The sequence below is a fragment of the Micromonospora sp. WMMC250 genome, assembly GCF_027460215.1.
GTDB lineage: Bacteria > Actinomycetota > Actinomycetes > Mycobacteriales > Micromonosporaceae > Micromonospora > Micromonospora taraxaci.
This window is the reverse complement of record NZ_JAPZBJ010000002.1, coordinates 5,653,192-5,677,498: the sequence shown is the minus strand read 5'-3', so window position 1 is coordinate 5,677,498 and position 24,307 is coordinate 5,653,192. Positions and strand designations below refer to the sequence as shown.

The following is a 24,307-nucleotide window of genomic DNA, read 5'->3' as shown; positions in this document are numbered from 1 at the left end:
GTACGCCACGGGGGCGTACGGCGCGGCCGGACTCCGGTCACCAGGCGGGACGTTGCAGCAGGCCGACGAACTCGACCAGCAGGCGTTCGCGCAACGCCGGCGGGGCGGCGTCGAGCAGGGTGTTCACCACCGCCAGGCGCTCCGGCGTCGACGCTCCCCCGCCACCGAGTCCGAGCCCGGCGGCCAGCCCGGCGACGAGTTCGGGTGTGAGGGCGTCCGGGGTCAGCGACGTCGCCAGCGCGACCAGCTCGGGCGGGAGGGCGACCGGACCGGCCGCCCGGGCGGCGGCCACCGCCTCGACCAGGTCCGGCCCGAACTCGGCGACCCGGGGCGCGACCGAGGCGGTCACGGTGAGGTGCACACTCGCCGGCAGCCCCGCGTACGACAGTTGGGGCTGGGTGTGCCAACCACGCGCGGTCAGCTCGTCGACCAGGACGAACAGGTCCGGGCCGCCCTCGGTGGCGGTGAAGCACACCACCGTCGACTCCGGCTCGGCCATCAGCCGCAACCCGTCGATGGCGCGAACCGCTTCGGCCAGGCCGGCGACCGCGTTCCGGGTGACGGTGGCGAGCCGCAGGTAACCGTCGTCGCCGAGGTGCCGCACCGTGGCGTACGCGGCGGCGATCGGCCCGCCCGAGCGGGTGGACGCGATCACCGGGTTGATCATCGTGTAGCCGGGCCAGTCGGCGTACGCGAAGTACTGCGGTGCGCGCAGCGCGGCGTCGCGGTGCAGCAGCACCGACACCCCCTTCGGCGCGTACGCGTACTTGTGCAGGTCCACCGAGATGGACGTGACTCCGGGTACCGCGAAGTCGAACGGTGGCACCGGCTCACCGAGGCGACGCAGGTACGGCAGGGTCCAGCCACCGAAGCAGGCGTCCACGTGGCAGCGCACCCCGGCGGCGGCGGCCACCGCTGCGATCTCCTCGACCGGGTCCACCACCCCGTGCGCGTACGACGGCGCGGAGCAGGCGACCAGCACCGTCTCCGGACGGATCGCGGCGGCCATCTCGGCCGGGTCGGGACGCAGGGTGTCCGGGGAGACCGGCACGACGTCCATCGCCACCCGCAGATAGTGCGCCGCCTTGGCGAACGCGGCGTGGGCGCTCGACGGCACCACGATCCGGGGTTCGGCGATCTCCGGATGCGCGTCCCGGGCCGTCTTGACCGCGAGGATCAGCGACTCGGTGCCGCCGCTGGTGACACTGCCGACGACGTCCGGGGCGGTCGTGCCCGGGCCGGCGCCGAGCACCCGGCCGGCAGCGCCCACCAGGGCGTTCTCCATCGCCAGCAGGGACGGGAACGCGGTCGGGTCCAGCCCGTTGACATGCGCGCTCTCCCGGTGCGCGGCGGCGGTCAGCTCGTCCAGGCCCGGGACCGCGGGGTCGTAGACGTACGCGAACAGCTGCCCGCCGTGGGTCGGCCGGTCACCGGCGCGCAACTGCCGTACCTCGGCCAACGCGACATCCGCCGGCACCCCGAGAGGCAACGCAGCCCGGTCCTCGACCCTGCTCTCGTCGATCATGGAGTTGTGGTGCCCTTCTCGTGACGGTCAATGGCTTTCGTCGCCACCACAACTCCATGATCGACGCGGTCGGCACGGATCGGGTCAGCCAGGGCGGCGGGGGTGAGGGTGTACTGGCGGAGCAGGAGGATCGGCGGGGCGATCAACAGGGCCGGGATCAGCGTGAAGCCGAGCAGGACGCCCAGGCGGGCACCGTCGGACTGCGCGGCGGCTGTTCCGGTGTCGGAGGAGACGTAGCCGGAGACCTGGAGCACCAGGCCGTAGATGCCCGGACCCAGCGCCAGCCCGAGGGTCTCCCCCGCCGTCCACAGGCCCGTGAACACACCCGCCTGTCGCCGACCGGTGCGCCTGGTGTCGTACGCGATGCAGTCCGGCAGCATCGACAGCGCGAACACCTGCTGCCCGGCGTACCCGACGCCGAGCACCGCGACCACCAGGTAGACGGCGACCGCCGGTAGCACCGACGCCGCGACCAAAGTGAGCGCCCCGACGGCGAGGATCAGCGAGGCGGCGACCAACGCGGTCCGCTTGCCCAGCCGGGCACCGACCCGGGACCAGATCGGCATCACCAGCAGCGCCGGCCCGACGAAGCAGACGAAGAGCAGGGTCGGCCCGCTCTCGTCGTCGCGCAGGATCTGCCCGGCGAAGTAGTTGACCCCGGCCAGGATCGTCGCCACCCCGGCGGACTGCACGACGAAACAGATCAGCAGCGCCCGGAACGGGCGGTTGGCGGCGGCGACGGCGAGTTGGGCGCGCAGGCTCGGCTCGCTCCCGCTCACCGTGCCGGTCGGCGCGGACCGGGTACCGAGGAACGCCCCGACGGCGCCGAGGGCGATCAGCGCCGCCACGAACAGCCCCATCCACCGGTGCCCGGCAACACCGTCGCCGCCGGCGCTGACCACCAGCGGGGCGACCGCGCCGGAGACCAGGATGGCCAGTGCCAGCACCGCGATCCGCCAGGTCATCAGCCGGGTGCGCTCGGTGGAGTCGTCGGTCAGCTCCGCCGGCATCGCCACGTACGGCACCTGGAAGAAGGCGAACGCGGTGGCGGTGGCGAGGAAGGCGAACGCCACGTACGCGGCGGCGGCCGGGCCGTTGCCGAACGGCGCGGCGAAGATCGACGCGAAGAGGACGGCGAGCGCGAGGCCGGCGACGAGCAGGTACGGGCGGCGAGCGCCCCAGCGTGACCGGGTGCGGTCGGAGACCCGCCCGGCGACCGGGTTGACCAGCACGTCCCAGGCCTTGGGCAGCAGCACCAGCAGGGCGGCGAGTCCGGCGGCCACGCCCAGCGTGTCGGTCAGGTACGGCAGCAGCAGCAGACCAGGCACGGTGCCGAACGCGCCGGTCGCCAGCGAGCCGAGCGCGTAGCCGGCGTGCACCGGGCGAGGCAGCGAGCCGGCGGCTGACGAGCCGGTGCCCAGCGGCGTTTTCATGGGCCCGAATGTTACTCACGTTATGCCGGAGGTCACATCCCCTCATCCGCCCGCCCGATGCGGACATCCGAACAGTCAGGTAGCCGGCAGCCAGGCACGCAACCGCCTCCGCGACCTCGGAGTGTTACCAGCGCCGACGGCACACCAGCCCGGCGGTGACGGGTGAAGGCTGGTCACCGATCCTCGTCCGGCGACCAACCGGCCGCCGCCATGTCGACCCCGGTCGGGCGGAGCGGCACCCCCTCGGCACGCAGGCGGGCCCGCGCCTCCCGCTCGTGGCCCGGTGGCAGCCGGCCCGCCGCCGTCACCACCCGGTGCCAGGGCACCGAGCCGCCATGGCGGGCCATGATGCTGCCCACCAGTCGCGCCGAGGTGCGACCCGATCGCTCGGCGAGCGCGTCGGCGACCCCGCCGTACGACATGACCCGACCCTCCGGGATCCGCTCGACCAGGTCGAGCACCGCCTCGACATACTCGTCAGGTGTCACAATCCGCCACCATATGGGAACGCCGCCGGGCGGTGCGGCCGTGACCACGCAGAATGGGCGGGTGCGCGACGCAGTCACGGCGGCCCGGCGGGTCGTCGTCAAGATCGGATCCTCCTCGTTGACCACCGCCAGCGGCGGTCTGGCCGAGAAGCGCGTCGACGCGCTCGTCGACATCCTCGGTCGGCTCGCCGCCGAGGGGCGCGAGGTGGTCCTGGTGTCCTCCGGCGCGATCGCCGCCGGCCTCGCCCCACTCGGGCTCCCCCGACGCCCGCGCGACCTGGCCACCCAGCAGGCCGCCGCCAGCGTCGGGCAGGGCCTCCTGATCGGCCGGTACGCGGCCAGCTTCGCTCGGCACGGCCGCACCGTGGGGCAGGTGCTGCTCACCGTCGACGACGTGACCCGGCGGGCGCACTACCGCAACGCGTACCGCACGCTGCGCAAACTGCTCGACCTGCGGGCGGTGCCGATCGTCAACGAGAACGACACGGTGGCCACCCAGGAGATCCGGTTCGGCGACAACGACCGGCTGGCGGCGCTGGTGGCCGCGCTGGTGCACGCCGACCTCCTGGTCCTCCTCTCCGACGTGGACGCCCTCTGGACCGGCGACCCCACCAAGCCGCAGTCGACGCGGATCTCCGAGGTTCACGGCGACGCGGACCTCGCCGGGATCACCATCGGCGGGGCCGGCCGGTCCGGCGTCGGCACCGGCGGCATGGTGACCAAGGTCGAGGCCGCCCGGATCGCCACCGGCTTCGGCATCCCGGTGGTGCTCACCGCCGCCGACCTGGCCGGTCCGGCGTTGGCCGGCGAACCCGTCGGCACCCTCTTCCACCCGCAGCGGCAACGCCCGACGGCCCGGCTGTTCTGGCTGGCCCACGCCACCTCACCCCGAGGGCGACTGCACCTCGACCCGGGCGCGGTGGCCGCCGTCGTCGGGCGTCGCAAGTCGCTGCTACCGGCCGGCATCACCGCCGTCGACGGCACGTTCACCGCGGGCGACCCGGTGGACCTGGTGGACACCGCCGGCGCGTCGGTCGCCCGAGGTCTGGTCAACTACGACGCGGTGGAGCTGCCCGGGCTGCTCGGCCGCTCCACGTCCGAACTCGCCGCGGCGCTCGGCCCGGCGTACGAACGAGAGGTCGTCCACCGCGACGACCTCGTGCTGCTGTAAGCCAACCGCCCAGCTGAGGAGCAAGCGATGAGCGTCGTCGAGCAGGCGAAGCGGGCGCGGGACGCCGCCGCTGACCTGGCCACTGCCACCCGTACGGTCAAGGACGCCGCGCTGGTGGCGATGGCCGACGCGCTGGTGGCGCGTACCCCGGAGATCCTGACCGCGAACGAGACGGACCTGGCGGCCGGGCGCGAGGCCGGGTTGAGCGCGGCCGTGCTGGACCGGCTCGCCCTCGACGCGGGCCGGGTGGCCGGCATCGCCGACGCGCTGCGCCAGATGGCCGCGCTGCCCGACCCGGTCGGCGAGGTGGTCCGAGGTTCGACCTTGCCCAACGGGCTGGAGCTGCGGCAGATCCGGGTGCCGTTCGGGGTGGTCGGCATCATCTACGAGGCACGGCCGAACGTGACTGTGGACGCCGCCGGGATCTGCCTCAAATCCGGCAACGCGGCGCTGCTGCGCGGTTCGTCGTCGGCCGCGCACTCCAACGCCGCGCTGGTCGCGGTGCTGCGCGACGCGGTGGCCGGGGCCGGGCTGCCGGCCGACGCGGTGCAGCTGCTCGACGCCAGCTCCCGCGACTCGGTCAAGGAGCTGATGCGCGCCCGAGGGCTCGTCGACGTGCTGATCCCCCGCGGCGGCGCGTCGCTGATCCGCACCGTGGTCGAGGAGTCGACGGTTCCGGTGATCGAGACCGGGGTGGGCAACTGCCACGTCTACGTCGACGCCGCCGCAGACGTGGCGAAGGCCGTCGCGGTGACGCTGAACGCCAAGACGCAGCGCCTCTCCACCTGCAACACCGCCGAGTCGCTGCTGGTACACGCGGGTGTCGCCGACGCGTTCCTGCCGCCGATGCTGGCCGCGTTCGCCGAGGCGGGGGTGACGGTGCACGGCTCCCCTGCGGTGGCCGCGTACTCCGCAGCCGTCGTCCCGGCCACCGAGGAGGACTTCGCCACCGAGTACCTGTCCGCCGACATCTCGGTCGCGGTGGTCGACTCACTGGACGCGGCGGTCGCGCACATCCGCCGTTTCGGCACCGGACACACCGAGGCGATCCTCACCGACTCGGCGAGCGCGGCCCGCGAGTTCGTCGCGCGGGTGGACGCGGCGGCGGTGATGGTCAACGCGTCGACGCGGTTCACCGACGGCGGCGAGTTCGGGTTCGGCGCGGAGATCGGCATCTCCACCCAGAAACTGCACGCCCGCGGCCCGATGGGCCTGCCCGAGCTGACCAGCACCAAGTACGTGGTCACCGGCGACGGGCACCTGCGCTAGGCGTTCAGCCGCAGGGCGGCCTCAGGCAGGCGGCGCGGGACGGGCGGCGCGGATCGCGGCCAGCGTCGTGTGCACGTCGAACTGATGGCCGTCGTCACTCTCCCAACCGCCGTCGGTGCGTTGGGTCTCGGTCAGCCGGTGCAGCGCCCGCGCCATGATCCAGTCTTGCGGGTCGACGCCGGCCCGGCGCAGCGTGGCCGCCAACCACGCCACGTCGCCGGGGGACATCTTCGGCATCCGCTCGACGAGCACCACCTGGATGCGTGCCGACTCCTGGAACATCTGCTGCCGGTGCAGTACGGCCGCGCTCAGCCAACCCGCGGCGAGGAACGACGGCCAGCTGCCGTCCGGGCGCAGCCGCGCGGCGAGCGAGTGGGCCGCCGCCTGCACCACACCGGCGTACGCCCCACCGACCCGGTGGTCGAGCGGACCCGAGGCTCGGGCATCCAGGCCGGCGACGGTGAGCCAGAAGCCGGCGTTGGCGGACACGAGGAACCCGGCTTCCGGGTCGCCGGGCCGGGCCCACTCGGGCGCCGAGTCAGCCAACGACGCGTCCTCTTCCCAACCGCCGTCGGCCTGCTGCCGGGAGGCCAGCCAGTCCAGTGCGCGCCGGGCTGCGGGACGGCCGAGCGCGCCCAGGTCGTCCAGTTCGGCGAGCCGGAAACAGGTGGCGTCGATCGAGGCGATCGGGCCGCCCCAGGTGGCCGGCCAACCGCCGTCCGGTGACTGGCCGACCTCGGCAGTCTCCAACAACTCGGCGGGCACGGGGGTGCCGTTGCGGAGCCAGGAGAGGCGGGCACGTTCCACCGCATCCCCATGCGCCACGACGAACCCGATCGCGGCTTCCAAGTCGACCACGGCGGAGACGCTACCTGCGCGGAAGCGATGCCGCCTCGGAGAATCGGCCAGCCCGAACTGGCTGCGTCGCTCCGTCCGTCGGGCTGCTCGCTGTTATCTGCGTCGATTTGCAGGGGCGTCGACGTGGCCCGGGGCGGACGGCGCGGCGCCGGCCGGCAGCGCGCGCAGCACAGCGTGGGCCGGGCCGGCGCGACATGGCCGGCGCAGGGCGGGCGAGCGGCGGGCGACGCGGGTGTGGGCCGGGGCGGCCCGAGGTGCGGCGCCCCGGCCCGGTCGATCAGTACGCCGGCAGCGACGGATCGATCTGCTTGATCCAGGAGAGCACGCCGCCCTGCACGTGTACGGCGTCGCGGAAACCGGCCGCCTTGAGCGCCGCGAGCGCCTCCGCCGAGCGGACGCCGGACTTGCAGTGCAGCACGATCTGCCGGTCCTGCGGCAGCTTCGCGAGGGCTTCGCCGGAGATGATGTCGCCCTTGGGGATCAGGGTGGCGCCGGGGATCCGGACGATCTCGTACTCGGCCGGCTCCCGCACGTCGACCAGGAAGATGTCCTTGCCGGCGTCCTGCCACTCCTTGAGTTCCAGGGCCGTGATGGTCGAGTCGAGCGTCGCCTCCTGGGCCTCCTCGGAGACCGCGCCGCAGAAGTCCTCGTAGTCTTCCAACAGGTCGGTGACCGTCGGGTTCTCGCCGCAGAGCGCGCAGTTCGGGTCCTTGCGAACCTTGATCTTGCGGTATTCCATCTCCAGGGCGTCGTAGACCATCAGACGGCCGACCAGGGGCTCACCGATGCCGGTGAGCAGCTTGATCGCCTCGTTCACCTGGATCGAGCCGATCGACGCGCAGAGCACACCCAGCACGCCGCCCTCGGCGCAGGAGGGGACCATGCCGGGCGGCGGCGGCTCCGGGTAGAGGCAGCGGTAGCAGGGGCCGTGCTCGGCCCAGAACACCGACGCCTGGCCGTCGAAGCGGTAGATCGAGCCCCACACGTACGGCTTGCCGAGCAGCACCGCCGCGTCGTTGACCATGTAGCGGGTGGCGAAGTTGTCGGTCCCGTCGACGATCAGGTCGTACTGGGCGAAGATCTCGCGGACGTTGTCCCGGTCCAGAGCGGTGTTGTGGATCTCCACCTTGACCAGCGGGTTGATCTCGCGGATCGACGCCGCGGCGGACTCGGCCTTGGATCGGCCGACGTCGGACACACCGTGGATGACCTGGCGCTGGAGGTTCGACTCGTCGACGGTGTCGAAGTCGATGATGCCGAGCGTGCCGACCCCGGCCGCGGCGAGGTACAGCAGGGCGGGCGAGCCGAGGCCACCCGCGCCGACACAGAGCACCCGGGCGTTCTTGAGCCGCTTCTGCCCGGCCACCCCGACATCCGGGATGATCAGGTGGCGTGAGTAACGGCGGATCTCGTCAACGGTCAGCTCGGCGGCGGGCTCGACGAGCGGGGGCAACGACACGGTGGACTCCCCGGGATCGGCGGTGTGAACCGCGCCATTGTTGCTCGCGGGGGCCCTGCTCGGCCATGAGGGAGGACACGTGGTCCGCGATGCGGGAGCGGGAATAACCGACGATGCCGTCGATCAGGGGACGATGTCACCCGCGTAGCGACGGCCGTCGAGGTAGGGCCAGGCGTTGGCGACGCAGCCGTCCAGGCCGTACGTCTGTTGTTGCATCACCGGGGCGGGCTCACCCGGCTCGGGGCAGGCCTCGTGCTGTTCGCCGAACTCGTGGCCGACCTCGTGGTTGATCACGTAGGTGCGGTAGGTGTCCAGCGAGGCGCCGTAGTCGGGGACCGCCTCCATCCAGCGGGCCAGGTTGATGATGACCTGGCCGGGCAGGCGGCAGGAGGTGTAGCGCTCGGTGGTGAGCCCACCCTCGGCGCACATCCGCTCGGACGTGACAGGGGTGGCCAGGTAGATGGTGAAGTCGGCGGCACCGGCGTCGGCCACCCGCTGCACCCGCAGCTCGCCGGAGGCGATCCAGCTCCGTGGGTCGGCCAGCACCTCGTCCACTCGGGTGGCGAAGGCCTCGGCGTCCTGGCCGGTGCCCCGTTCGACGACGACCCGGTACCGGCGCAGCGGGCCGTCCGCGCCGTGCACTGATGTCTCACCGTCGGCCGCGGTGAACCGTCCGGCGCCGACCGACGGGTAGCTGGTGGGCACCGGATGCGCGGCACCACCGCCGCGCCCCGTGCCGGCCTCGGTGGTGACGGCGGGAGAGACGGCCGCCGGCTCTCGGTCGCTCCTGGCCAGCGGCACGCCGATGGCCGCGGTCAGCACGAGCAGGCCGAACAGCAGGGTGCGGCGACGCCGCCGGTGCATCCGGGCCAGCGTGGGCCGCACGTACGCCGACGAGCCCGACGAGTCGGGCGGCTGGGGCGGGCCGTATCGGGACGACGGCGTCATGACGACGAGCCTGCCAGATTATTCGGGCATTTCTCCATTTTTGGAGCTATTGCCGCAAGACGCCTGATGGAGGGGTACGAGGTCGGCGTGTCGACCCGTCACTCAGAGGGCGGGGCCGCTGTAGCGACGCCCATCGAGGTACGGCCACGGGTTGACCCGGCACCCGTTCCAGAAGAGCGTCTGCTGCATCATCACCGGCGCCGGCCGGCCCGCGCCCGGGCAGCGCTCGTGCCGGTGCCCGAGCTGGTGACCCACCTCGTGGTTGACCACGTACGTCCGGTAGACCGACAACGGCACCTTGGCCGAGACGAAGTGCGGCACCGACAGCCGCCACCGATCCAGGTTGATGATCACCTGGCCGGGCGCGCGGCAGGACGTGTACGGCCGACCCCCGACCCGGATGTCCACTCCCCCGTCGGCACACATGCGACCCGCCGTCCGGGCCGTCGCCAGGTAGACGGTGAAATCCCGAGGCGCACCCCCCGGCACCTGTTGCAGCCGCAGCCTGCCGCTGTCCACCCAACTGCCCGGACCGGCGAGCGCCGTGTGCACCGCCTGCGCGAACTCCGCCGCATCCTCGTTGCTGCCCGACTCCACAGCCACCCGGAAACGACGCAGCTCACCCGCTCGCCCCAGCACCGGACCGGAGCGGGCGTCGTACCCGAAATCGCCGGTGCCGGCGCTCGGGACGGCACCGGGCAGCCGCAGCACCGGAGGCGGACTGGACGACACCGTCGCGGAGGGCGACGGGCTGACCGACGGCGGCAGTGGCGCGGCCACCAGTGGCGGCACCGTGGAGATCTCGTCGGCCGCCAACCGTTCGGCGCCCGGGTGCCCACCCGGCCCCTCCGCGATCACGGTCACCGCCGCGCCCACCGCCAGCACCACCGCCACCAGTTGGGCGAACAGGGCGAAGCGTCGCTGACGACGGGCCGGGAGACGGGCTGAGCTGGGCATCGGGCTCAGCCTGCCAGATCGGACCGCCCAACGGAGTCCCCCGTTTCGGCGAGCAGCCCGACCACCGCTCGGGCCACCAGCCGGGGCACCTCCAACTGCGCCACATGACCGACACCGTCGAGCATCATCAACCGGCTGTCGCGGATGACCCGCGCGGTCTGCGGTGCGACCCGCACGTCGACCAGACGATCCAGCCGGCCACCCACCACCAGCGTCGGTGCGCGTACCGCCTCGGCGAGCCGCCACAGCGAACCCGACCCTGGCAGGTACGCCCGCAGGAAGCTGGAGACCAGACCACGGAACGTCCGGACGTACGCGGCCGCGTAGTGCTCCGCCTCGTAGCGGACCCGGATCTCCTCCAGCGCCTCGGCCCGACGTTGGTCGCAGATCCGGCTGAGATCGGCGACGCAGGCCTCCAGCACCTGCTGGGCCATCACCTCGGGCGGAAGCTGGGTGAGCCGCCGGGCGACCAACCGTTCGCCGCGCGGAATGGCGAGCACCGGCAGCATCCGCCCCTGCAACGAGCGGCGGAAGTCCAGGAACGGCAGAGCCGGGGAGATCAGGGTGAGGGTACGGACCAGGTCGGGCCGGAGCCCGGCCACCTGGACCGCGACCGCTCCGCCCAACGAGTTGCCGAACAGGTGCACCGGACCACGGTCGGAGTGCTCGATCCAGCGGACGACGAGGTCCGCGAACGCCGGGATCGTGTAGCGGGGCCCCGGCTCGCTACGACCGAAGCCGGGCAGGTCGATGGCCTGACCGTCCAGCCGGTCGGCGAGCAGCCCGGCCAGGTCGGTCCAGTTCTGCGACGACCCGCCCAGCCCGTGCACGTACAGCGCCGGCTCCGCGCCGGCGGCGGTGGCCGGAGTGTCCCGCACGTACGTGACCAGGCCGTCGAGGCGGACCTCCCGGCCCGGCCACGGCGGGGGAACATGGTCGTCGGGAAGGAGGTGGTCCGGCCAGAGGGTGGCGCGTCTCATCGTTCCAGTCTGCCTCGGACCACTCAGGACAGCAGCGCCTCCAGCCGACGGTTCACCGCTGCCAGCGTCGCCCGGACCACCGCCTGCCGGGGATCACCGGCGACCAGAGCCGAGCCGGCGAGCTGCTCGACCCAGCCCTCGCAGACGAGAAGCGCCACCACGGTGGCCACCTCACAGTTGCCGAACGGCACCACAGCGGCGTGCTCGACGAAGCAGCGCCCCCGCTCGGCGTTGTCGGCGCCGCGCAGCAACTCGTCGACAGCTGCGGCCGCCGCCACCGCGCAGAGCCGCAGCACATAACCGTCCACCGCCGGGCCGGTGGCGTACCCGGAGGCGGTCTCGCCCCCGGCCAGCAGCCGGACCTCCACGTTCGCGTCCAGGCCGAAGGTGCTGACCTGCACGTGGTCGATCACCACCCGGGGCCCCGGCGCGCCACCCGTCTCCAACGGCCGGGACGGCGCCGACTCCGTCGTGGTCACCTGACCACCGGAGTACGACGTGCCGAGCGTCGCCGGGCTGCCGGTGGCGGCACCAGCCGGCGCGGCCGAAACCGACCCCGGCTCCTCGACGGTCGCGCGACCCCGGTGCGGCGCGTTCGACCGGCGGCGGCGCGAGACGTCGGTGCCCGGCCTCTGCTCCGGGCCCGTCGGCACGGCCTCCACCCGACCGCCGGACGGTCGGATGGGCGCCGTCGCATCGGCCGCCCGGGCCTCACCGCCACGCGGGTCGGCGCCGGCATCGCGCGCAGCCGCGGTCGGGGAATCCGGGGTACGCCGTTCGGCGACCCGCGGCTCGGCCACGCGACGGCGAACCGGCGGAGGCGGCGTGCTGGGCATTCCGGGCACGTTCTGCGGTGCGGCGGCCAGCCCCATCCGGTCCTGGAGCAGGCGGGCCACCTGTCGGCTCACCTCGGCCGGGTCGGCGCCGTCGGCCAGGTCCAGTCGCAGGCTGTGCGCCCCGGCCGGGGTACGACGCAGCGCGGCGTCGCGGACACCTGCCACCTCACGGACGGCGTCCAGGATCGCGTTGACGTCGAACCCCTCGGGGCGCTCCCGCAACGGTGCCGGCTCGTCGTCGCGGCGGAGGTGCGTGGCGATGCGGGCGGGTTCCGGGGTTTCGGCGGGTGGGTCCACAGCTGGCGGCTCCGGCACGACGGGCACGTCCGGTTCTGCGGGGACGCGCTGCGGCAGCACCACCGCTCTCGGGTCCGACTGCCCGTCGTCGTCGGCGGACGACGCCGCGTCGGGTGCGGATCGGCGAGCCGCATAGGCGGAGGCGGGCGCGGTGGCGGGCCGGTCGCGGGGTTCGGGCCCGTTGGTGGCGGGGGGTGGCACCGCCCCTGTCGAGGACGACGTGACGTCGGTGGATGACGGGGCGCTCGGCGGCGCGGCCGGACGGTGTGACTCGACCGGGCCGGGCGACTCGGGCGTCGCCGGACGGAGCCGGAACGGCCCGGTCGGCCGGACCTCGGGGCGGGTCGGGCCCGGGGTCTCGTCGTCGCCCCCACGGGGACGTTTGGCCGACTGGATCGAAGCCCAGGAAGGACGCTCGACCGGGGTGGCGGGAATGCGCCCCTCGGACCAGTCCGGCCGTTCCTCCCTGCTCGGGTTCGCCGAGCCGGTCGGCGAACCACCGGCCCAGGAGGGGCGTTCCGCCACCAATGGCGGGCCCGCCGGAGCGGGCGGCGGGTCGGCCAGCGTGGGAGGTGCCCCCGCAGGCGCCGGAGGCGGTGTGGTGGGCGACGCCGGGCTGGTGGCCCAGGACGGCCGGGCGGGCGGGGCACTGGTCGGCTCGGCATCGGCCCCGCCGGCCCAGGACGGGCGGGGCGGCGGCGCACTCGTCGGCACCGGGTCGGCTCCCCCGGCCCAGGACGGCCGGGTCGGCGCGACGTCGGCAGACTCGGAATCGCCTCCGCCAGCCCAGGACGGGCGGTCGCTCCGGGAGGCACGGGCGGTCCCGGACCCGGCCCAGGACGGGCGGTCGGCCGGCGGCCCACTGGTCGGGGACGGACCACCAGCCCAGGACGGACGGTCGGCCGGCGGCCCACTGATCGGGGACGGGCCACCGGCCCAGGACGGACGCCCCACGGTGGGCGGCGGTGCCGACGACACCGGCGGGCCGCTGGTCGGGGACGGGTCCGAGTCGACGGACCGGAGCGACCGATCGGCAGGTGGCGCAGCGGACGGAGCAGCCCAGGACGGGCGGGCGGTCGGCGGCACGCCGCCCGGCTCGACAGGGTTGTCCGGCGCGGATTCGGGCGCGGTCTCACCTCGGACGGGCTCGTACCCACGCGGCGGATCGGCGCGGACCGGTTCGTACGGGCGGGGTGACTCGGCCCGTACCGGCTCGTACGGCTGGACCGGATCGGCTACCCAACCGGACGCGGACTCGTCCCGCGTCGGCGGGCCGTCCGGCTCGTCGTTCTGGCGGGACCAGGGCGGTGCCCAACCGCGGTCCCAGCTCGGACGGTTCCAGCTCGGCCCCGACCAGTCCGGCTCGACGGCCGGAGGCTCCCCGGCGCGGTGCGTCTCTCCCGAGCGAGGGCCTTCGGCACCGCGACCCGGCTCGGCACCGCGACCCGGCTCGGCACCGCGACCCGGCTCGGCACCGCGACCCGGCTCGGCACCGCGACCCGGCTCGGCACCGCGACCCGGCTCGGCACCGCGACCCGGCTCGGCACCGCGACCCGGCTCGGCACCGCGACCCGGCTCGGCACCGCGACCCGGCTCGGCACCGCGACCCGGCTCGGCCGCGTCGGCGTGCGCGTCCGGCCCCGGGGTACGCCCCGCTGCTGCCGGAGGCTCCGGGGTCAGCGGGTCCCGCCAGTCGCGTGACGTGGCCGACGGATCGTCCGCCGCGAGTCGTTCCCCGATCGGCGCGTGGAAGCCGGGCGGCACCTCGAAGCCCGACGCGGCGGTGCCGACGGGCGGCACCTGGACGGCCGGCGGCGCCGAGGTGGGCAGCCCGGGCTCGGCCCAACGGGCGCGATGCGCGGCGGCGGGATCGGCTGTGGAACGGGGACCGGCGCCCGTGTCCGGCTCGCCGACGCCCTGCTCCGCCGACGGCACCGGACGTTGCGCGGGAACCACCAGACGGTCGCCGGCCGTCTCGGGTCGCCCCTCGCCGGGCAGCCCGGGTGGTGCGCTCACCGGCGTGGGACGTCCCCCGGTCGGTTCGAGACCGGGGCGACGGACGCCGTTGGTGTCGTCCGGGGGGTGCACACCGTTGGCGTGGTGGCCGTTGACCCGGGCCGGCGGCTCCGGGTCGCCGGGCGACCCGGCCAGGGGCGACGGAAGGTCGCCGTGTCGAGTGGAGGAGGTGCGCCAGCCGGAAGCCGGGTCGGGCTGCCAGCGCGGCGCCTGCTCCCGGGCGTCATCGGGGTCGGCGGCTCGGGGCCACCCACCCGACTGAGGCGCCCACCCACTGACGGGACGACTCGGGTCGTCGTGCTGACCCGCTCCGTCACCGTGTTCTCCCGGGGTGGCGGCTCCGGGTTGCCCTGTTTCACTCACCGCGCGCTCCTTGGTCGCCCCCGCTGAGGCTACCGTGTGCCGAGAGTGGCGATAAGTTACAGCGGCGGGCCATTTCCACGACGGTGGTCAGTGACCTCGCCGGTCTGGGGGGAAAATGCCGGCTCGTACGGAGAACTCGGAGGATCCCATGACCGCTGCGGGGAATGGTGCACAGACCGCTGGCCGGCCCACCCGCCTGCCCCGCTCCGCGCGTCGTAAGCAGCTTCTCGCTGCGGCGCAGGAGGTGTTCGTCGCCCAGGGCTACCACGCCGCCGCGATGGACGACATCGCCGAGCGGGCCGGGGTGTCGAAGCCGGTGCTCTACCAACACTTCCCCGGGAAGATGGACCTCTACCTCGCGCTGCTCGACACGCACTGTGACGCCATCGTCGCTCAGGTGCAGGACGCGATGCGCGGCACCAGCGACAACAAGGAGCGCGTCAGCGCCTCGGTGCGCGCGTACTTCGACTTCGTCGACCACGAGAGTGAGGCGTTCCGGCTCGTCTTCGAATCGGATCTGCGCAACGACCCGGCAGTGCGGCAGCGGGTGGAACGGGTCGAGCAGGGCTGCATCGCGGCGATCACCGACACCATCATCTCGGACACCGGCGTGAGCCGGGCGCACGCCGAGCTGCTCGCCTCCGGGCTGGTCGGCGCCGCCGAGACGGCCGCGCAGTTCTGGCTGGCCGGTGGCCGGCAGGTGCCGAAGGCCGAGGCCGAGGCGTTGGTGGCCGCGTTGTCGTGGCGGGGCATCGCGAGCTTCCCGCTGCAAGGTGAGTCAGCCTGACCGCCGACCCCGTGATCGGATAGCCTTCGCAGGGCGGTTCTTTAGCCCCAGTTGAGGAGGCACAGTGGAGGTCAAGATCGGCGTGCAGTACGCGCCGCGCGAGCTGGTACTGGACAGCGCGCAGTCGCCGGCCGAGATCGAGCAGATCGTGACCGACGCCTTCGCCGGTAACGGCGGCACGCTCTCCCTGACCGACGAGAAGGGCCGGCGGGTCATCGTTCCGGTCGAGAAGGTCGCCTACGTCGAGATCGCCGAGGCGTCGCCCCGGGCGGTCGGTTTTACCGTCCGCTGACCGGTCCGGCCATCGCGGCAGGTCGGCGTTCGGCCCACCTGCCGCAGGCCGGCCCCGGTCCCGACCGTCGCAGACCGGCCCCGACCGGCCGGGCGGTCAGTTGTTCAGCCCGGCGGCGGCCATCCGCTCGGTGTGCGCGGCGGTGAGCCTGCCGAACAGCCCGGGCACGTCGACCCGGTCGTCCCGCGCGATGAGCGTGGTGAGTGCGGCCCGCTCGGTGGCGACACGGCTCGCCTGGGACAGCGCCTCGCCGACCAGCCGCCGCCCCCACATGGACAGCCGGCCGGCCACTCGCGGATCGTCGGCGACCGCGGCCCGGATCTCGGCCGCGGCGAATTCGGCGTAGCGGGAGTCGTGCAGGACGTCGAGCACCAGTGCCCGTTCCGGTTCCTCCAGCGCGTCGGCGATCTCCCGGATGAAGTCGTCGGTGATGGCGTCGCCGACGTACGCCTTGGCGACCACCTCCGCCCAGTCCCGAGGCTCGGTCGAGTCGTGGTACGCCTGCACCGGTTCGACGTAGGGCGCCATCGCGTCCTCGGGCGGCACACCCAGCGCGGTGAGCCGGTCGGCGAGACGCCGGTAGTTGACGATCTCGGCGGCGGCCATCTCGTTCAGCGCGGCTCGACGGCGCAGGTCAGGGGCGAGCCGGGCATCGCCGGCCATCCGCTCGAAGGCGAGCAGTTCGCCGAAGGCGACCAGGCCCAGCAGGTCGGTGACGGCGGGACCGGGGGTGGTCGGCGTGGACACGAGCGCAGGCTACCCCGTCTCCGAACGCTCGGCTTGACGTGACGTAGCTCACATTTGCTTGCCCCGCGTGGCGAGTGGCCGGATGGGAATCGGGACGGGGGCATGCCTGTTCAGGTAGCATGGAGCAGTTGCCGTGGGCGCCGATCTGATCGAAGCTCAGCCCGCGGCGCGCGTGCGGCCCGGTCCGGCTCGGCAGTCTGCCGCCGACCGTGTGGCCCGCGTCATACCGAACGCGCCCTGAGGACATGACGGGCGCACCCACGAGAGGGCACCCCCACATCCAGATGAGCGAGTTGACTCAAGATCTGATGGACGGCCAGGAACTGGCCCCCACCGCCCCGGTTCGACCGGAGGCCCCCACGTTCGCCGCACTCGGCGCCCGCGCCGAGACCGTCGAGGCTCTGGCCGCGGCGGGCATCACCCGCGCCTTCGCCATCCAGGAGTACGCGATCCCGATCGCGCTGCGCGGCGTCGACCTGATCGGCCAGGCACCCACCGGCACCGGCAAGACCCTCGGCTTCGGGGTACCCCTGTTGGACCGGGTGTTCGCGCCGGGCGAGGGAGGCGACGGCGTCCCGCAGGCGCTCGTCGTCGTCCCCACCCGTGAGCTGGGCATCCAGGTCGCCAAGGACCTGGCCGCCGCCGGCCGTACACGCGGCGTCCGGGTGCTGCCGATCTACGGCGGCGTGGCGTACGAGCCGCAGATCGACGCGCTGCGCAAGGGCGTGGAGATCCTGGTCGGCACCCCCGGCCGGTTGATGGACCTGCAGAAGCAGAAGCACCTCCGTCTGGACCGGGTGCACGCCCTCGTCCTCGACGAGGCCGACCGGATGCTCGACCTGGGCTTCCTCGACGATGTCGAGAAGATCCTCGCGATGCTTCCGGAAGACCGGCAGACGATGCTCTTCTCGGCCACCATGCCGGACCCGATCGTCACGCTGTCCCGGCGCTTCCTGCGCCAGCCGATGACGATCCACGCTGGGCACACCGCCGAGACCGGTCCGTCGCCGCAGACCCAGCAGTTGGTCTACCGCACCCACTCGATGAACAAGGTCGAGGTGGTGGCACGCATCCTCCAGGCGGAGGGGCGTGGGCTGACCATGATCTTCACCCGCACCAAGCGGGCCGCCGACCGGGTCGCCGAGGACCTCGACTTCCGCGGGTTCGCGGTCGCCGCGGTGCACGGTGATCTCGGCCAGGGCGCTCGCGAGCGGGCACTGCGCGCCTTCCGCGCCGGCAAGATCGACATCCTGGTCGCCACCGACGTGGCGGCCCGAGGGCTGGACGTCACCGGCGTCACCCACGTGATCAACTACGACTGCCCCGAAGACCAGGACACCTACACCCACCGCATCGGTCGTACCGGCCGGGCCGGCGCGACGGGCGTGGCGGTGACCTTCGTCGACTGGGACGACATGCCGCGCTGGCGGATCATCGACAAGACCCTCGGTCTGGAGATGCCGGAGCCGCCGGAGACGTACCACACGTCGCCGCACCTCTACACCGACCTGCACATCTCCACCGACGTCAGCGGCACGCTGCCCACGGCCGAGCGCACCCGGGCCGGGCTGTCCGCCGAGATCGAGGAGGACCTGGGCGGGACGACGCGCTCCCGCCGGGGCGACGGCGGTGGTCGGGGTTCCCGACGCGGTGAGAGCCGTGGCGAAGCGCGGGGCGAGCGGCGGGGCCGGGGCGACAGCCGCCGTGGCCGCTCCGACGCCGGCACCGCGGACGTCACCGAGGCACCCGCAGTCGACGCCAGCGAGGAAGGCACCCGTACGCCCCGCCGTCGGCGTCGTCGCCGGGCCGGCGAGGTGGTCGCGGGCGAGGCGACCGCGGTGATCGCCGCCGAGACCGGCGCCACCGAGCCGGCCGCCGCATCCGACGGCGAGCCGTCGAAGCCGCGTCGCCGCCGGCGTCGCCGTGGTGGCGGCTCCGGTGCGGGTACGCCGGCCGAGGCGACCGCCGACTGACCAGCAGCCACACCTGACATCCCCCGCACCGCCCCGCGCGGTACGGGGGATGTTCCCTTCCCACCCCACCTGCCGAAGATGGAACGATGCCGGAACCACTGGACGCCGCCCTGACCGAGGTCCGGGCGCTGCTACTCGACCCCGCGCTGACCCGGGCGGTCGCCGCCGGACGACGCCGTGGGCACCGCCCCTCGATGGTTCGGGCCGAGCTGCGGCCGGTGACGCTCAAGGCCGGGCCCCGCATCCAGATCGCCACGTCCGACGGCGCTCGCCCGTACACCCGTAATGTCGCTCGCGGCGCGGAGGCCGCCGTAGCGGTCGACGAACTGTTGGCCGAACCTTTCGGCAATTGGCACGTGGAGACGGCCGACGCGACGCTCCAACTGCGGGTGACCAAGTCCGGCGAGGCTCAGGTGCACCGGGCCGCGACCACCCGTGCGGCGGCGACGCCGGGCGGGAACGACCGGGCCAAGGATTACCTCCTCGATCCCGGTGACCCGATCTTCACCGAGATCGGCGGCTCGGCGGCCAAACGCCGCCAGGTGGACGCGTTCCTGCGGGCCCTCGCCGCGACCCTGCCCGACGACCTGACCGGCCCGCTCCGGGTCGTCGACCTGGGCTGCGGCAACGCCTACCTGACGTTCGCCGCGTACCGCTACCTGACCGGTCGAGGGCTGGACGTGCACCTGGTCGGTGTCGACGTCCGCGAAGACCAGCGGCAGCGCAACACCGAGTTGGCGCAACGGTTGGGCTGGGCCGACCAGGTCAGCTTCGTGGCCGGCACCATCGCCGACGCCGTCGTCGACCCCGCGCCCGACCTGGTGCTGGCGTTGCACGCCTGCGACACCGCCACCGACGAGGCGTTGGCCCGCGCGGTGCGTTGGGACGCCCGCTGGGTGCTGGCCGCCCCGTGCTGCCACCACGACCTGGCGAAGCAGCTCCGCGCCCACCCGGCCCCGTCCCCGTACGACCTGCTGACCCGGCAGGGCATCCTGCGCGAGCGTTTCGCCGACGTGCTCACCGACGCGCTGCGCGCCGGGTTGCTGCGCGTGCACGGGTACCGGGCCGAGGTGGTGGAGTTCGTGGACTCCCAGCACACGCCGCGCAACCTGCTGATCCGTGCGCGCCGCACCGGCGGCGGGCCGACCGAACCGCAGCGTGCGGAGTACCGCGAGCTGGTCGATCAGTGGCAGGTCACGCCTCGGCTGGAGACCCTGCTCTCCGCCGACGCCGAGAAGCTCGCCTAACGGCGGCGGTCGCTGCGGTCGCGGGCGCCGGCACCGCCGTCGAGGACGGACACCCGGTCGATGCCGGGCCGGTGGCCGGCCCGATCGCCGTCTCCCGGAGCGGTCGGGAACGGGACGACCTTGCCCGTGCTCTCGGCGTTGCCGGCTGCGGCGAAGGCGTTCCAGGAGATGTCCACCAGGAGCTTCTTGACCTCGGCGTGCCGGACGGCCGCACTGTGCTGCAACGCCATCCGGGCACCGAGCACGACACCGACCAGCGTCGTGGTGATCGCGCCGGTGGCGGCCAACACGTGCAGACCGGTCGCGGAACTGGTGCGGAGCACCAGGACCAGCAGCCAGACCCAGAACCCGGCAGCGAAGACGCCGGCCTTGGCGACGAAGAAGAGGCTCACCGCACCGGGCTGGTACGGGTGGGGGCGGCTCGGGTCGACCATGGTGCTCCTCGGCGATGGTGCGGTCGGACGCGGCAGGCGCAAGACGCCAGGCCGGGACGGGCACCGAGCTTAGTGGAACAACGATGATGATCGCTCGGTGCACATTTCAGACCGCACCATGCTGCCGGAGAAAAAGTCTCATCCACGGGACAGTTTGTGCGGTCAGTCAATTGTTTCCGCCCTTGGGCGTACTACCCTCGGAAGCGGCATCGTCCCGGTGCTCCGGCAGGAGGGAAAGACACACAGGGATGGCATCAGCCGACGTATCACCGCAGATGGCCTTCGCCCGCTTCGTCCGGCGCGCCATCGATGACGCTCGCGACGAACGTGGCTGGACCGTGACCGATCTTGCCTCACACACGGGCGTTGGCCGCTCCACCGTGTTCCGCTGGCTCGCGGGTGACTGGCAGGACTATCCCGAACTGGCGAAGGTACGCGGCTTCTGCGCCGCACTGGATCTGCCGGTCGCGGCAGCCTTCCGTGCGCTCGGGTTGCCCGACGCCGGCCCCACACCGCGGCGGCGCCACGACGACGGCCCCGTCGAGGCGGACGTCCGCGCCATCCTGGACCGGCTCGCCGACCCCTCGGTCCCCGCCGAGGAGAAGCACCACATCCGCGACCTGCTCCGCTACCTGGCCCGACGCCCCATCCGCCGCGCCGGCTAACCCCCCGCGCCCCCGCGCCACCGCGCCACCGCGCCACCGCGCCACCGCGCCACCGCGCCACCGCGCCACCGCGCCACCGCGCCCAAGATCGTCACAACATCGGCGATGTTGCTGCCTCAGACGCAGCGGAAGCAGCAACATCCCCGATGTTGCGCGGATCTCCCGCCGGAGAGGCTCGCGCGCCAGAAAGCACGACGTCAGCGGCGACCGAGACCGATCCTCGGCCTGGAACGAGAGGGGGCGACCCGGGGCGAGTGGGGCTTCAGGGGACGGCGAGGGTGAACTCCGCCGTGTGGACGGTGGGGCCCACCTGGAAGTCGAGGTAGAGGCGGTAGCGGCCCGGCCCCGGGGTGGTCAGCCAGAACTTGATCTGACCGTCGACCAGTTCCGGTTCCGGGTGCACGTGCAGGTAGCCGAGGTCACCCTCGCGCAGTGCCACCAGGTGCCCGTACGCCCCGAGGTAACGCTCCAGCTGGGCGGCACCGCCCGCGCCGTCGACCCGGAAGGTCAGTGGCACTGTCGTCCCGGCCTGCGGAGTGCCCTGGTAGCCGACCGTGAACCCGTCCACCGTCGTCGAGGTGGCCGGTCCCGGCAGCGGGCGAGGCTGGTAGTCACCGGGCACCACCAGGTCCGCGCCGAGGGTCACCGCGGTCTGCGCGCCGTCGTCCGCGACGACGGTGAAGTCGGTGTACGCGCGCCAGACGCCGGGCTGCGCGAGGGTCAACGGCACCGACCAGGTGCCGTCGGCCGCCATGGTCGGGTGCAGGTGCTGATAGCCGGTCAGGTCCCGTCGTACGACGATGAGGTGCATCGGCTTGTCGTGCACGACGGCGAAGCGGGTGACCGGCCGACGCTGCACGTCGCGTACCTGGAAGCGGAGCTGACCGGGGCGACCGGCGGTGAAGTCGGTGGACAGCGGCACCAGCGTGAGCCCGGCCGAGCTGACCGCCAGGCCACCCGGCTCGGTCGGCGCGCCCTGGTCGGTGCCCGTGGCGGTGCCGTGGTTGTGCGGGCCGACGCCCGGTGGGTCGCTGTGTTCGGCGGCCAGGGAAGGGACGCCGGTGGTGGTGCCGCCCTCGTTCAGCCGGCCGAGGCCGAAACCGAGCAGGACCGCCAGCACCAGCCCGCCGACCACCAGCGCCAGACGGAGTGTGGCCCGGTCCGGCGCGGCGGAGACCTTGTCAGGCACCGGCGCGGCGGAGACCTGGTCAGGCACCGCCGACGCCCAGCACGTGAACCCCCTGGTCGAAGGCGGCGCGGGTGTCGGGCTGCTGGTCGGTCATGCCGCCCACGGTACCGCCGTGCCGGGCCGACCCGGACCGACGCCCGGACGGCGTGGCGACGATCGCATTCGACGCCGCCCGGGAACTTCTCCACCGCCGCCGACCGCCACCGAAGCGAGCCACCGACGCCGAGAGCGGGTCACCCGGCGACGGCCAGGGCGAGCGGGAGCACGTCGGGTGCGCCGGCCCGGCGTAGTGCCCGAGCCACGAGCGTCATCGTCCAACCCGAGTCGATCAGGTCGTCGACGAGGAGCACCGGGCCGTCCAGGCCGGCCACTGCGTCGGCCAGGTCGGTCGGCACGGTGAAGGTGTCGTGCAGCGCGCGTACCCGTTGGGCGCTGTTACCGCGCGGCCCGCCGGGACCACCCGCACCGGCCGGCGTGATCTGGCCGAGAAGCGGCAGCCGACCCACGGCCGAGATCCGCTCGGCGAGCGACCCGACCAGCCGGGGCCGCCGCCGGGAGCCGACCGCGACCACGGCCACCGGTCGGCGGGGCCACGGGTCGTCGCCGTGCGCCCACGCCTTGAGCACCTCCACCACGGCGCCGGCCACGTCGTCGGGCACCGGCGCGTCGGGCGCCTCCGGGCCGACGAGATCCCGTAGCCGGCCACCCCAACCCAGGTCGGAGAGACGCCCGACCGCGCGGCCCGGCAGGGCCTGCTCCGCGGGGGCGATCCGGCCCTTGAGGGGTACGCCCACCGCGTCGAGCCCGGTCGGCCAGAGCTTCTTGGGGGCGATCTCCACACCGGGCCGGCCCAGGAAGGTCTGCGCGGCGGCGAGAGCGGCCGTCGACACGTCGGCGACGAAGAGGGGCTCGGCGCACCTGTCGCAGCGACCGCAGTCGGTCGCCCCGGTGTCGTCCAGGCGTTCCCGTAGATACCGCATCCGGCAGTCGGACGTGGTCGCGTACTCCCGCATGGCCTGTTGTTCGACGGTGCGTGCCTCGGCGACGCGGCGCAACCGGGCCTCGTCATAGGTCCAGGGCTCGCCGGTGGCGAGCCAACCACCGCGCACCCGGCGGACCGCGCCGTCCACGTCGAGAACCTTGAGCATCAGCTCCAACCGGGCCCGGCGCAGGTCGACGAGGGGTTCGAGGGCCTGGGTGGAGAGCGGGCGGTCGGTGTGCAGGGCGGCCAGCACGGCTCGGACCTGCTGCTCCGGCGGGAACGCCAGCGAGGCGAAGTACCGCCAGATCGCGGCGTCCTCCGCACCGGGCAGCAGCAGGACCTCGGCGTGCTCCACGGCGCGCCCGGCGCGGCCGACCTGCTGGTAGTACGCGATCGGCGACGGTGGCGCGCCGAGGTGGACGACGAAGCCCAGGTCGGGCTTGTCGAAACCCATGCCGAGCGCGCTGGTGGCGACCAGCGCCTTGATCTTGTTGTCGAGCAGGTCCTGCTCGGCGGCCCGCCGGTCGGCGTCCTCGACCTGCCCGGTGTACGACGCCACCGGGTAACCCCGGGAGCGCAGGAACTCGGCGGTCTCCCCCGCCGCGGCCACGGTCAGCGTGTAGACGATCCCCGAGCCGGGCAGCTGGTCCAGGTGGTCGGCGAGCCAGGCCAGCCGGTGCGCCGGGCTGGGCAGGTCGAGCACTCCGAGGCGCAGCGACTCGCGGTCCAGGGTGCCACGCAGGACGAGCGCGTCGCCCAACTGCTCGGCCACGTCCTGGGTGACCCGGGAGTTGGCGGTGGCGGTGGTGGCCAGCACCGGCGTGCGCTCCGGCAACTCGGCGAGGAACGTACGCAGCCGCCGGTAGTCGGGGCGGAAGTCGTGCCCCCAGTCCGAGACGCAGTGCGCCTCGTCGACCACCAGCAGCCCGGTGGTCGCGGCCAGCTTGGGCAGCACGCCGTCACGGAAGTCCGGATTGTTGAGCCGTTCCGGGCTGATCAGCAGCACGTCCACGGCCCCGGACTGGATCTCGGCGGTGATCTCGTCCCACTCGTCGAGGTTCGCCGAGTTGATCGTGCGGGCCCGGATGCCCGCCCGGGCCGCCGCCTCGACCTGGTTGCGCATCAACGCCAGCAGCGGCGAGACGATGACAGTGGGGCCGTGCTCACCGCCGTCCCGCAGCAGGGCCGTGGCCACGAAGTAGACGGCCGACTTGCCCCAACCGGTGCGCTGCACGCAGAGCACCCGCCGCCGGTCGACGACGAGCGCCTCGATGGCCCGCCACTGGTCCTCGCGCAGCCGGGCGTGGTCACCGGCCAGCCGGCGCAGCACCGCCTCGGCCCGCTCCCGTACCGCTGCTCGATCGTGGCTCATCCGGCATTTCTACCAGCCG

At 73.5% G+C, this 24,307-nt stretch carries 20 protein-coding genes; 7 read left to right on the top strand and 13 right to left on the bottom strand.

All coding sequences use genetic code 11. The annotated features are described in order from the left end of the window. Nucleotides 1-37: 37 nt before the first annotated feature. The 3 genes from O3438_RS25660 to O3438_RS25650 all read right to left on the bottom strand — a co-directional run bounded on the left by O3438_RS25660 (nt 38) and on the right by O3438_RS25650 (nt 3,446). On the bottom strand, nt 38-1,525 hold the full coding sequence (locus O3438_RS25660) for a pyridoxal phosphate-dependent decarboxylase family protein (RefSeq protein ID WP_269682276.1): 1,488 nt from the start codon (nt 1,523-1,525) through the stop codon (nt 38-40). Further along, nucleotides 1,522-2,958: an MFS transporter gene (locus O3438_RS25655; RefSeq protein WP_269682275.1), complete on the bottom strand. Its 1,437-nt coding sequence runs from the start codon at nt 2,956-2,958 to the stop codon at nt 1,522-1,524. The genes O3438_RS25660 and O3438_RS25655 overlap by 4 nt, the downstream gene beginning before the upstream one ends. A 173-nt stretch (nt 2,959-3,131) precedes the next feature. Continuing rightward, a complete protein-coding gene (locus O3438_RS25650; RefSeq protein ID WP_269682274.1) occupies nt 3,132-3,446 on the bottom strand; it encodes an MGMT family protein in 315 nt (104 codons plus the stop codon). 13 nt (nt 3,447-3,459) lie between these two features. On the opposite strand from O3438_RS25650, the gene proB reads away from it, so the two are divergent. Together proB and O3438_RS25640 are read left to right on the top strand one after the other, a co-directional pair. After that, the gene (gene proB / locus O3438_RS25645) at nt 3,460-4,617 is read left to right on the top strand and encodes a glutamate 5-kinase (RefSeq protein ID WP_269682273.1); all 1,158 of its coding nucleotides are present in this window, start codon (nt 3,460-3,462) and stop codon (nt 4,615-4,617) included. 27 nt (nt 4,618-4,644) lie between these two features. Beyond that, nucleotides 4,645-5,886, top strand: a complete 1,242-nt coding sequence (locus tag O3438_RS25640; protein WP_269682272.1) for a glutamate-5-semialdehyde dehydrogenase — start codon at nt 4,645-4,647, stop codon at nt 5,884-5,886. A gap of 21 nt (nt 5,887-5,907) precedes the next feature. Here the strand turns inward: O3438_RS25640 and O3438_RS25635 are convergent, their stop codons facing one another. From O3438_RS25635 to O3438_RS25610, 6 genes are all read right to left on the bottom strand, one after another. Beyond that, nucleotides 5,908-6,744, bottom strand: a complete 837-nt coding sequence (locus tag O3438_RS25635) for a prenyltransferase/squalene oxidase repeat-containing protein (RefSeq protein ID WP_269682271.1) — start codon at nt 6,742-6,744, stop codon at nt 5,908-5,910. A gap of 277 nt (nt 6,745-7,021) precedes the next feature. After that, nucleotides 7,022-8,203, bottom strand: coding sequence for an adenylyltransferase/sulfurtransferase MoeZ (gene moeZ / locus O3438_RS25630; protein ID WP_269682270.1), 1,182 nt, complete (start codon nt 8,201-8,203; stop codon nt 7,022-7,024). A 123-nt stretch (nt 8,204-8,326) separates the two neighbouring features. Next, a complete protein-coding gene (locus O3438_RS25625) occupies nt 8,327-9,151 on the bottom strand; it encodes a DUF3152 domain-containing protein (protein WP_269682269.1) in 825 nt (274 codons plus the stop codon). A gap of 102 nt (nt 9,152-9,253) precedes the next feature. Beyond that, nucleotides 9,254-10,108, bottom strand: coding sequence for a DUF3152 domain-containing protein (locus O3438_RS25620; RefSeq protein ID WP_269682268.1), 855 nt, complete (start codon nt 10,106-10,108; stop codon nt 9,254-9,256). A 5-nt stretch (nt 10,109-10,113) separates the two neighbouring features. After that, nucleotides 10,114-11,088 carry an alpha/beta fold hydrolase gene (locus O3438_RS25615; RefSeq protein WP_269682267.1) on the bottom strand — a complete coding sequence of 325 codons (975 nt, stop codon included), beginning with the start codon at nt 11,086-11,088 and terminating at the stop codon, nt 10,114-10,116. Nucleotides 11,089-11,111: 23 nt separating this feature from the next. Further along, on the bottom strand, nt 11,112-14,600 hold the full coding sequence (locus O3438_RS25610) for a hypothetical protein (protein WP_269682266.1): 3,489 nt from the start codon (nt 14,598-14,600) through the stop codon (nt 11,112-11,114). Between the two features lie 148 nt (nt 14,601-14,748). On the opposite strand from O3438_RS25610, the gene O3438_RS25605 reads away from it, so the two are divergent. After that, entirely contained in the window at nt 14,749-15,387 is a 639-nt protein-coding gene (locus O3438_RS25605; RefSeq protein ID WP_030489514.1) for a TetR/AcrR family transcriptional regulator, read from the top strand. A 64-nt stretch (nt 15,388-15,451) separates the two neighbouring features. Beyond that, nucleotides 15,452-15,679 (top strand): DUF3107 domain-containing protein, encoded by a 228-nt coding sequence (locus tag O3438_RS25600; RefSeq protein WP_030329796.1) that lies wholly within the window; start codon nt 15,452-15,454, stop codon nt 15,677-15,679. Between the two features lie 96 nt (nt 15,680-15,775). On the opposite strand, the gene O3438_RS25595 is transcribed toward O3438_RS25600, so the two are convergent. Continuing rightward, on the bottom strand, nt 15,776-16,426 hold the full coding sequence (locus O3438_RS25595) for a ferritin-like fold-containing protein (protein WP_269682265.1): 651 nt from the start codon (nt 16,424-16,426) through the stop codon (nt 15,776-15,778). Between the two features lie 284 nt (nt 16,427-16,710). Here O3438_RS25595 and O3438_RS25590 point away from each other — a divergent pair, with 284 nt between their 5' ends. Further along, nucleotides 16,711-18,399 carry a DEAD/DEAH box helicase gene (locus tag O3438_RS25590; protein ID WP_269682264.1) on the top strand — a complete coding sequence of 563 codons (1,689 nt, stop codon included), beginning with the start codon at nt 16,711-16,713 and terminating at the stop codon, nt 18,397-18,399. An 86-nt stretch (nt 18,400-18,485) separates the two neighbouring features. Then, nucleotides 18,486-19,646: a class I SAM-dependent methyltransferase gene (locus O3438_RS25585; protein ID WP_269682263.1), complete on the top strand. Its 1,161-nt coding sequence runs from the start codon at nt 18,486-18,488 to the stop codon at nt 19,644-19,646. On the opposite strand, the gene O3438_RS25580 is transcribed toward O3438_RS25585, so the two are convergent. Continuing rightward, a complete protein-coding gene (locus O3438_RS25580) occupies nt 19,643-20,080 on the bottom strand; it encodes a hypothetical protein (RefSeq protein WP_269682262.1) in 438 nt (145 codons plus the stop codon). The genes O3438_RS25585 and O3438_RS25580 overlap by 4 nt on opposite strands. A 248-nt stretch (nt 20,081-20,328) precedes the next feature. Between O3438_RS25580 and O3438_RS25575 the strand changes: the two genes are divergently transcribed. Then, nucleotides 20,329-20,745 carry a helix-turn-helix domain-containing protein gene (locus O3438_RS25575; protein ID WP_269682261.1) on the top strand — a complete coding sequence of 139 codons (417 nt, stop codon included), beginning with the start codon at nt 20,329-20,331 and terminating at the stop codon, nt 20,743-20,745. A gap of 262 nt (nt 20,746-21,007) precedes the next feature. Here O3438_RS25575 and O3438_RS25570 read toward each other — a convergent pair whose 3' ends face one another. Both O3438_RS25570 and O3438_RS25565 read right to left on the bottom strand, forming a co-directional pair. Continuing rightward, entirely contained in the window at nt 21,008-21,961 is a 954-nt protein-coding gene (locus O3438_RS25570) for a hypothetical protein (RefSeq protein WP_269682260.1), read from the bottom strand. Nucleotides 21,962-22,167: 206 nt separating this feature from the next. Then, the gene (locus O3438_RS25565; RefSeq protein WP_269682259.1) at nt 22,168-24,288 is read right to left on the bottom strand and encodes a RecQ family ATP-dependent DNA helicase; all 2,121 of its coding nucleotides are present in this window, start codon (nt 24,286-24,288) and stop codon (nt 22,168-22,170) included. Between the last annotated feature and the right edge of the window lie 19 nt (nt 24,289-24,307).

Coding starts and splice junctions, on each gene's coding strand:
- O3438_RS25625 (WP_269682269.1), bottom strand. CDS start 9,151: ATGACGCCGTCGTCCCGATACGGCCCGCCCCAGCCGCCCGACTCGTCG.
- O3438_RS25660 (WP_269682276.1), bottom strand. CDS start 1,525: ATGATCGACGAGAGCAGGGTCGAGGACCGGGCTGCGTTGCCTCTCGGG.
- O3438_RS25640 (WP_269682272.1), top strand. CDS start 4,645: ATGAGCGTCGTCGAGCAGGCGAAGCGGGCGCGGGACGCCGCCGCTGAC.
- O3438_RS25620 (WP_269682268.1), bottom strand. CDS start 10,108: ATGCCCAGCTCAGCCCGTCTCCCGGCCCGTCGTCAGCGACGCTTCGCC.
- O3438_RS25565 (WP_269682259.1), bottom strand. CDS start 24,288: ATGAGCCACGATCGAGCAGCGGTACGGGAGCGGGCCGAGGCGGTGCTG.
- O3438_RS25615 (WP_269682267.1), bottom strand. CDS start 11,088: ATGAGACGCGCCACCCTCTGGCCGGACCACCTCCTTCCCGACGACCAT.
- O3438_RS25605 (WP_030489514.1), top strand. CDS start 14,749: ATGACCGCTGCGGGGAATGGTGCACAGACCGCTGGCCGGCCCACCCGC.
- O3438_RS25580 (WP_269682262.1), bottom strand. CDS start 20,080: ATGGTCGACCCGAGCCGCCCCCACCCGTACCAGCCCGGTGCGGTGAGC.
- O3438_RS25590 (WP_269682264.1), top strand. CDS start 16,711: ATGAGCGAGTTGACTCAAGATCTGATGGACGGCCAGGAACTGGCCCCC.
- proB (WP_269682273.1), top strand. CDS start 3,460: ATGGGAACGCCGCCGGGCGGTGCGGCCGTGACCACGCAGAATGGGCGG.
- O3438_RS25655 (WP_269682275.1), bottom strand. CDS start 2,958: ATGAAAACGCCGCTGGGCACCGGCTCGTCAGCCGCCGGCTCGCTGCCT.
- O3438_RS25585 (WP_269682263.1), top strand. CDS start 18,486: ATGCCGGAACCACTGGACGCCGCCCTGACCGAGGTCCGGGCGCTGCTA.
- O3438_RS25575 (WP_269682261.1), top strand. CDS start 20,329: ATGGCATCAGCCGACGTATCACCGCAGATGGCCTTCGCCCGCTTCGTC.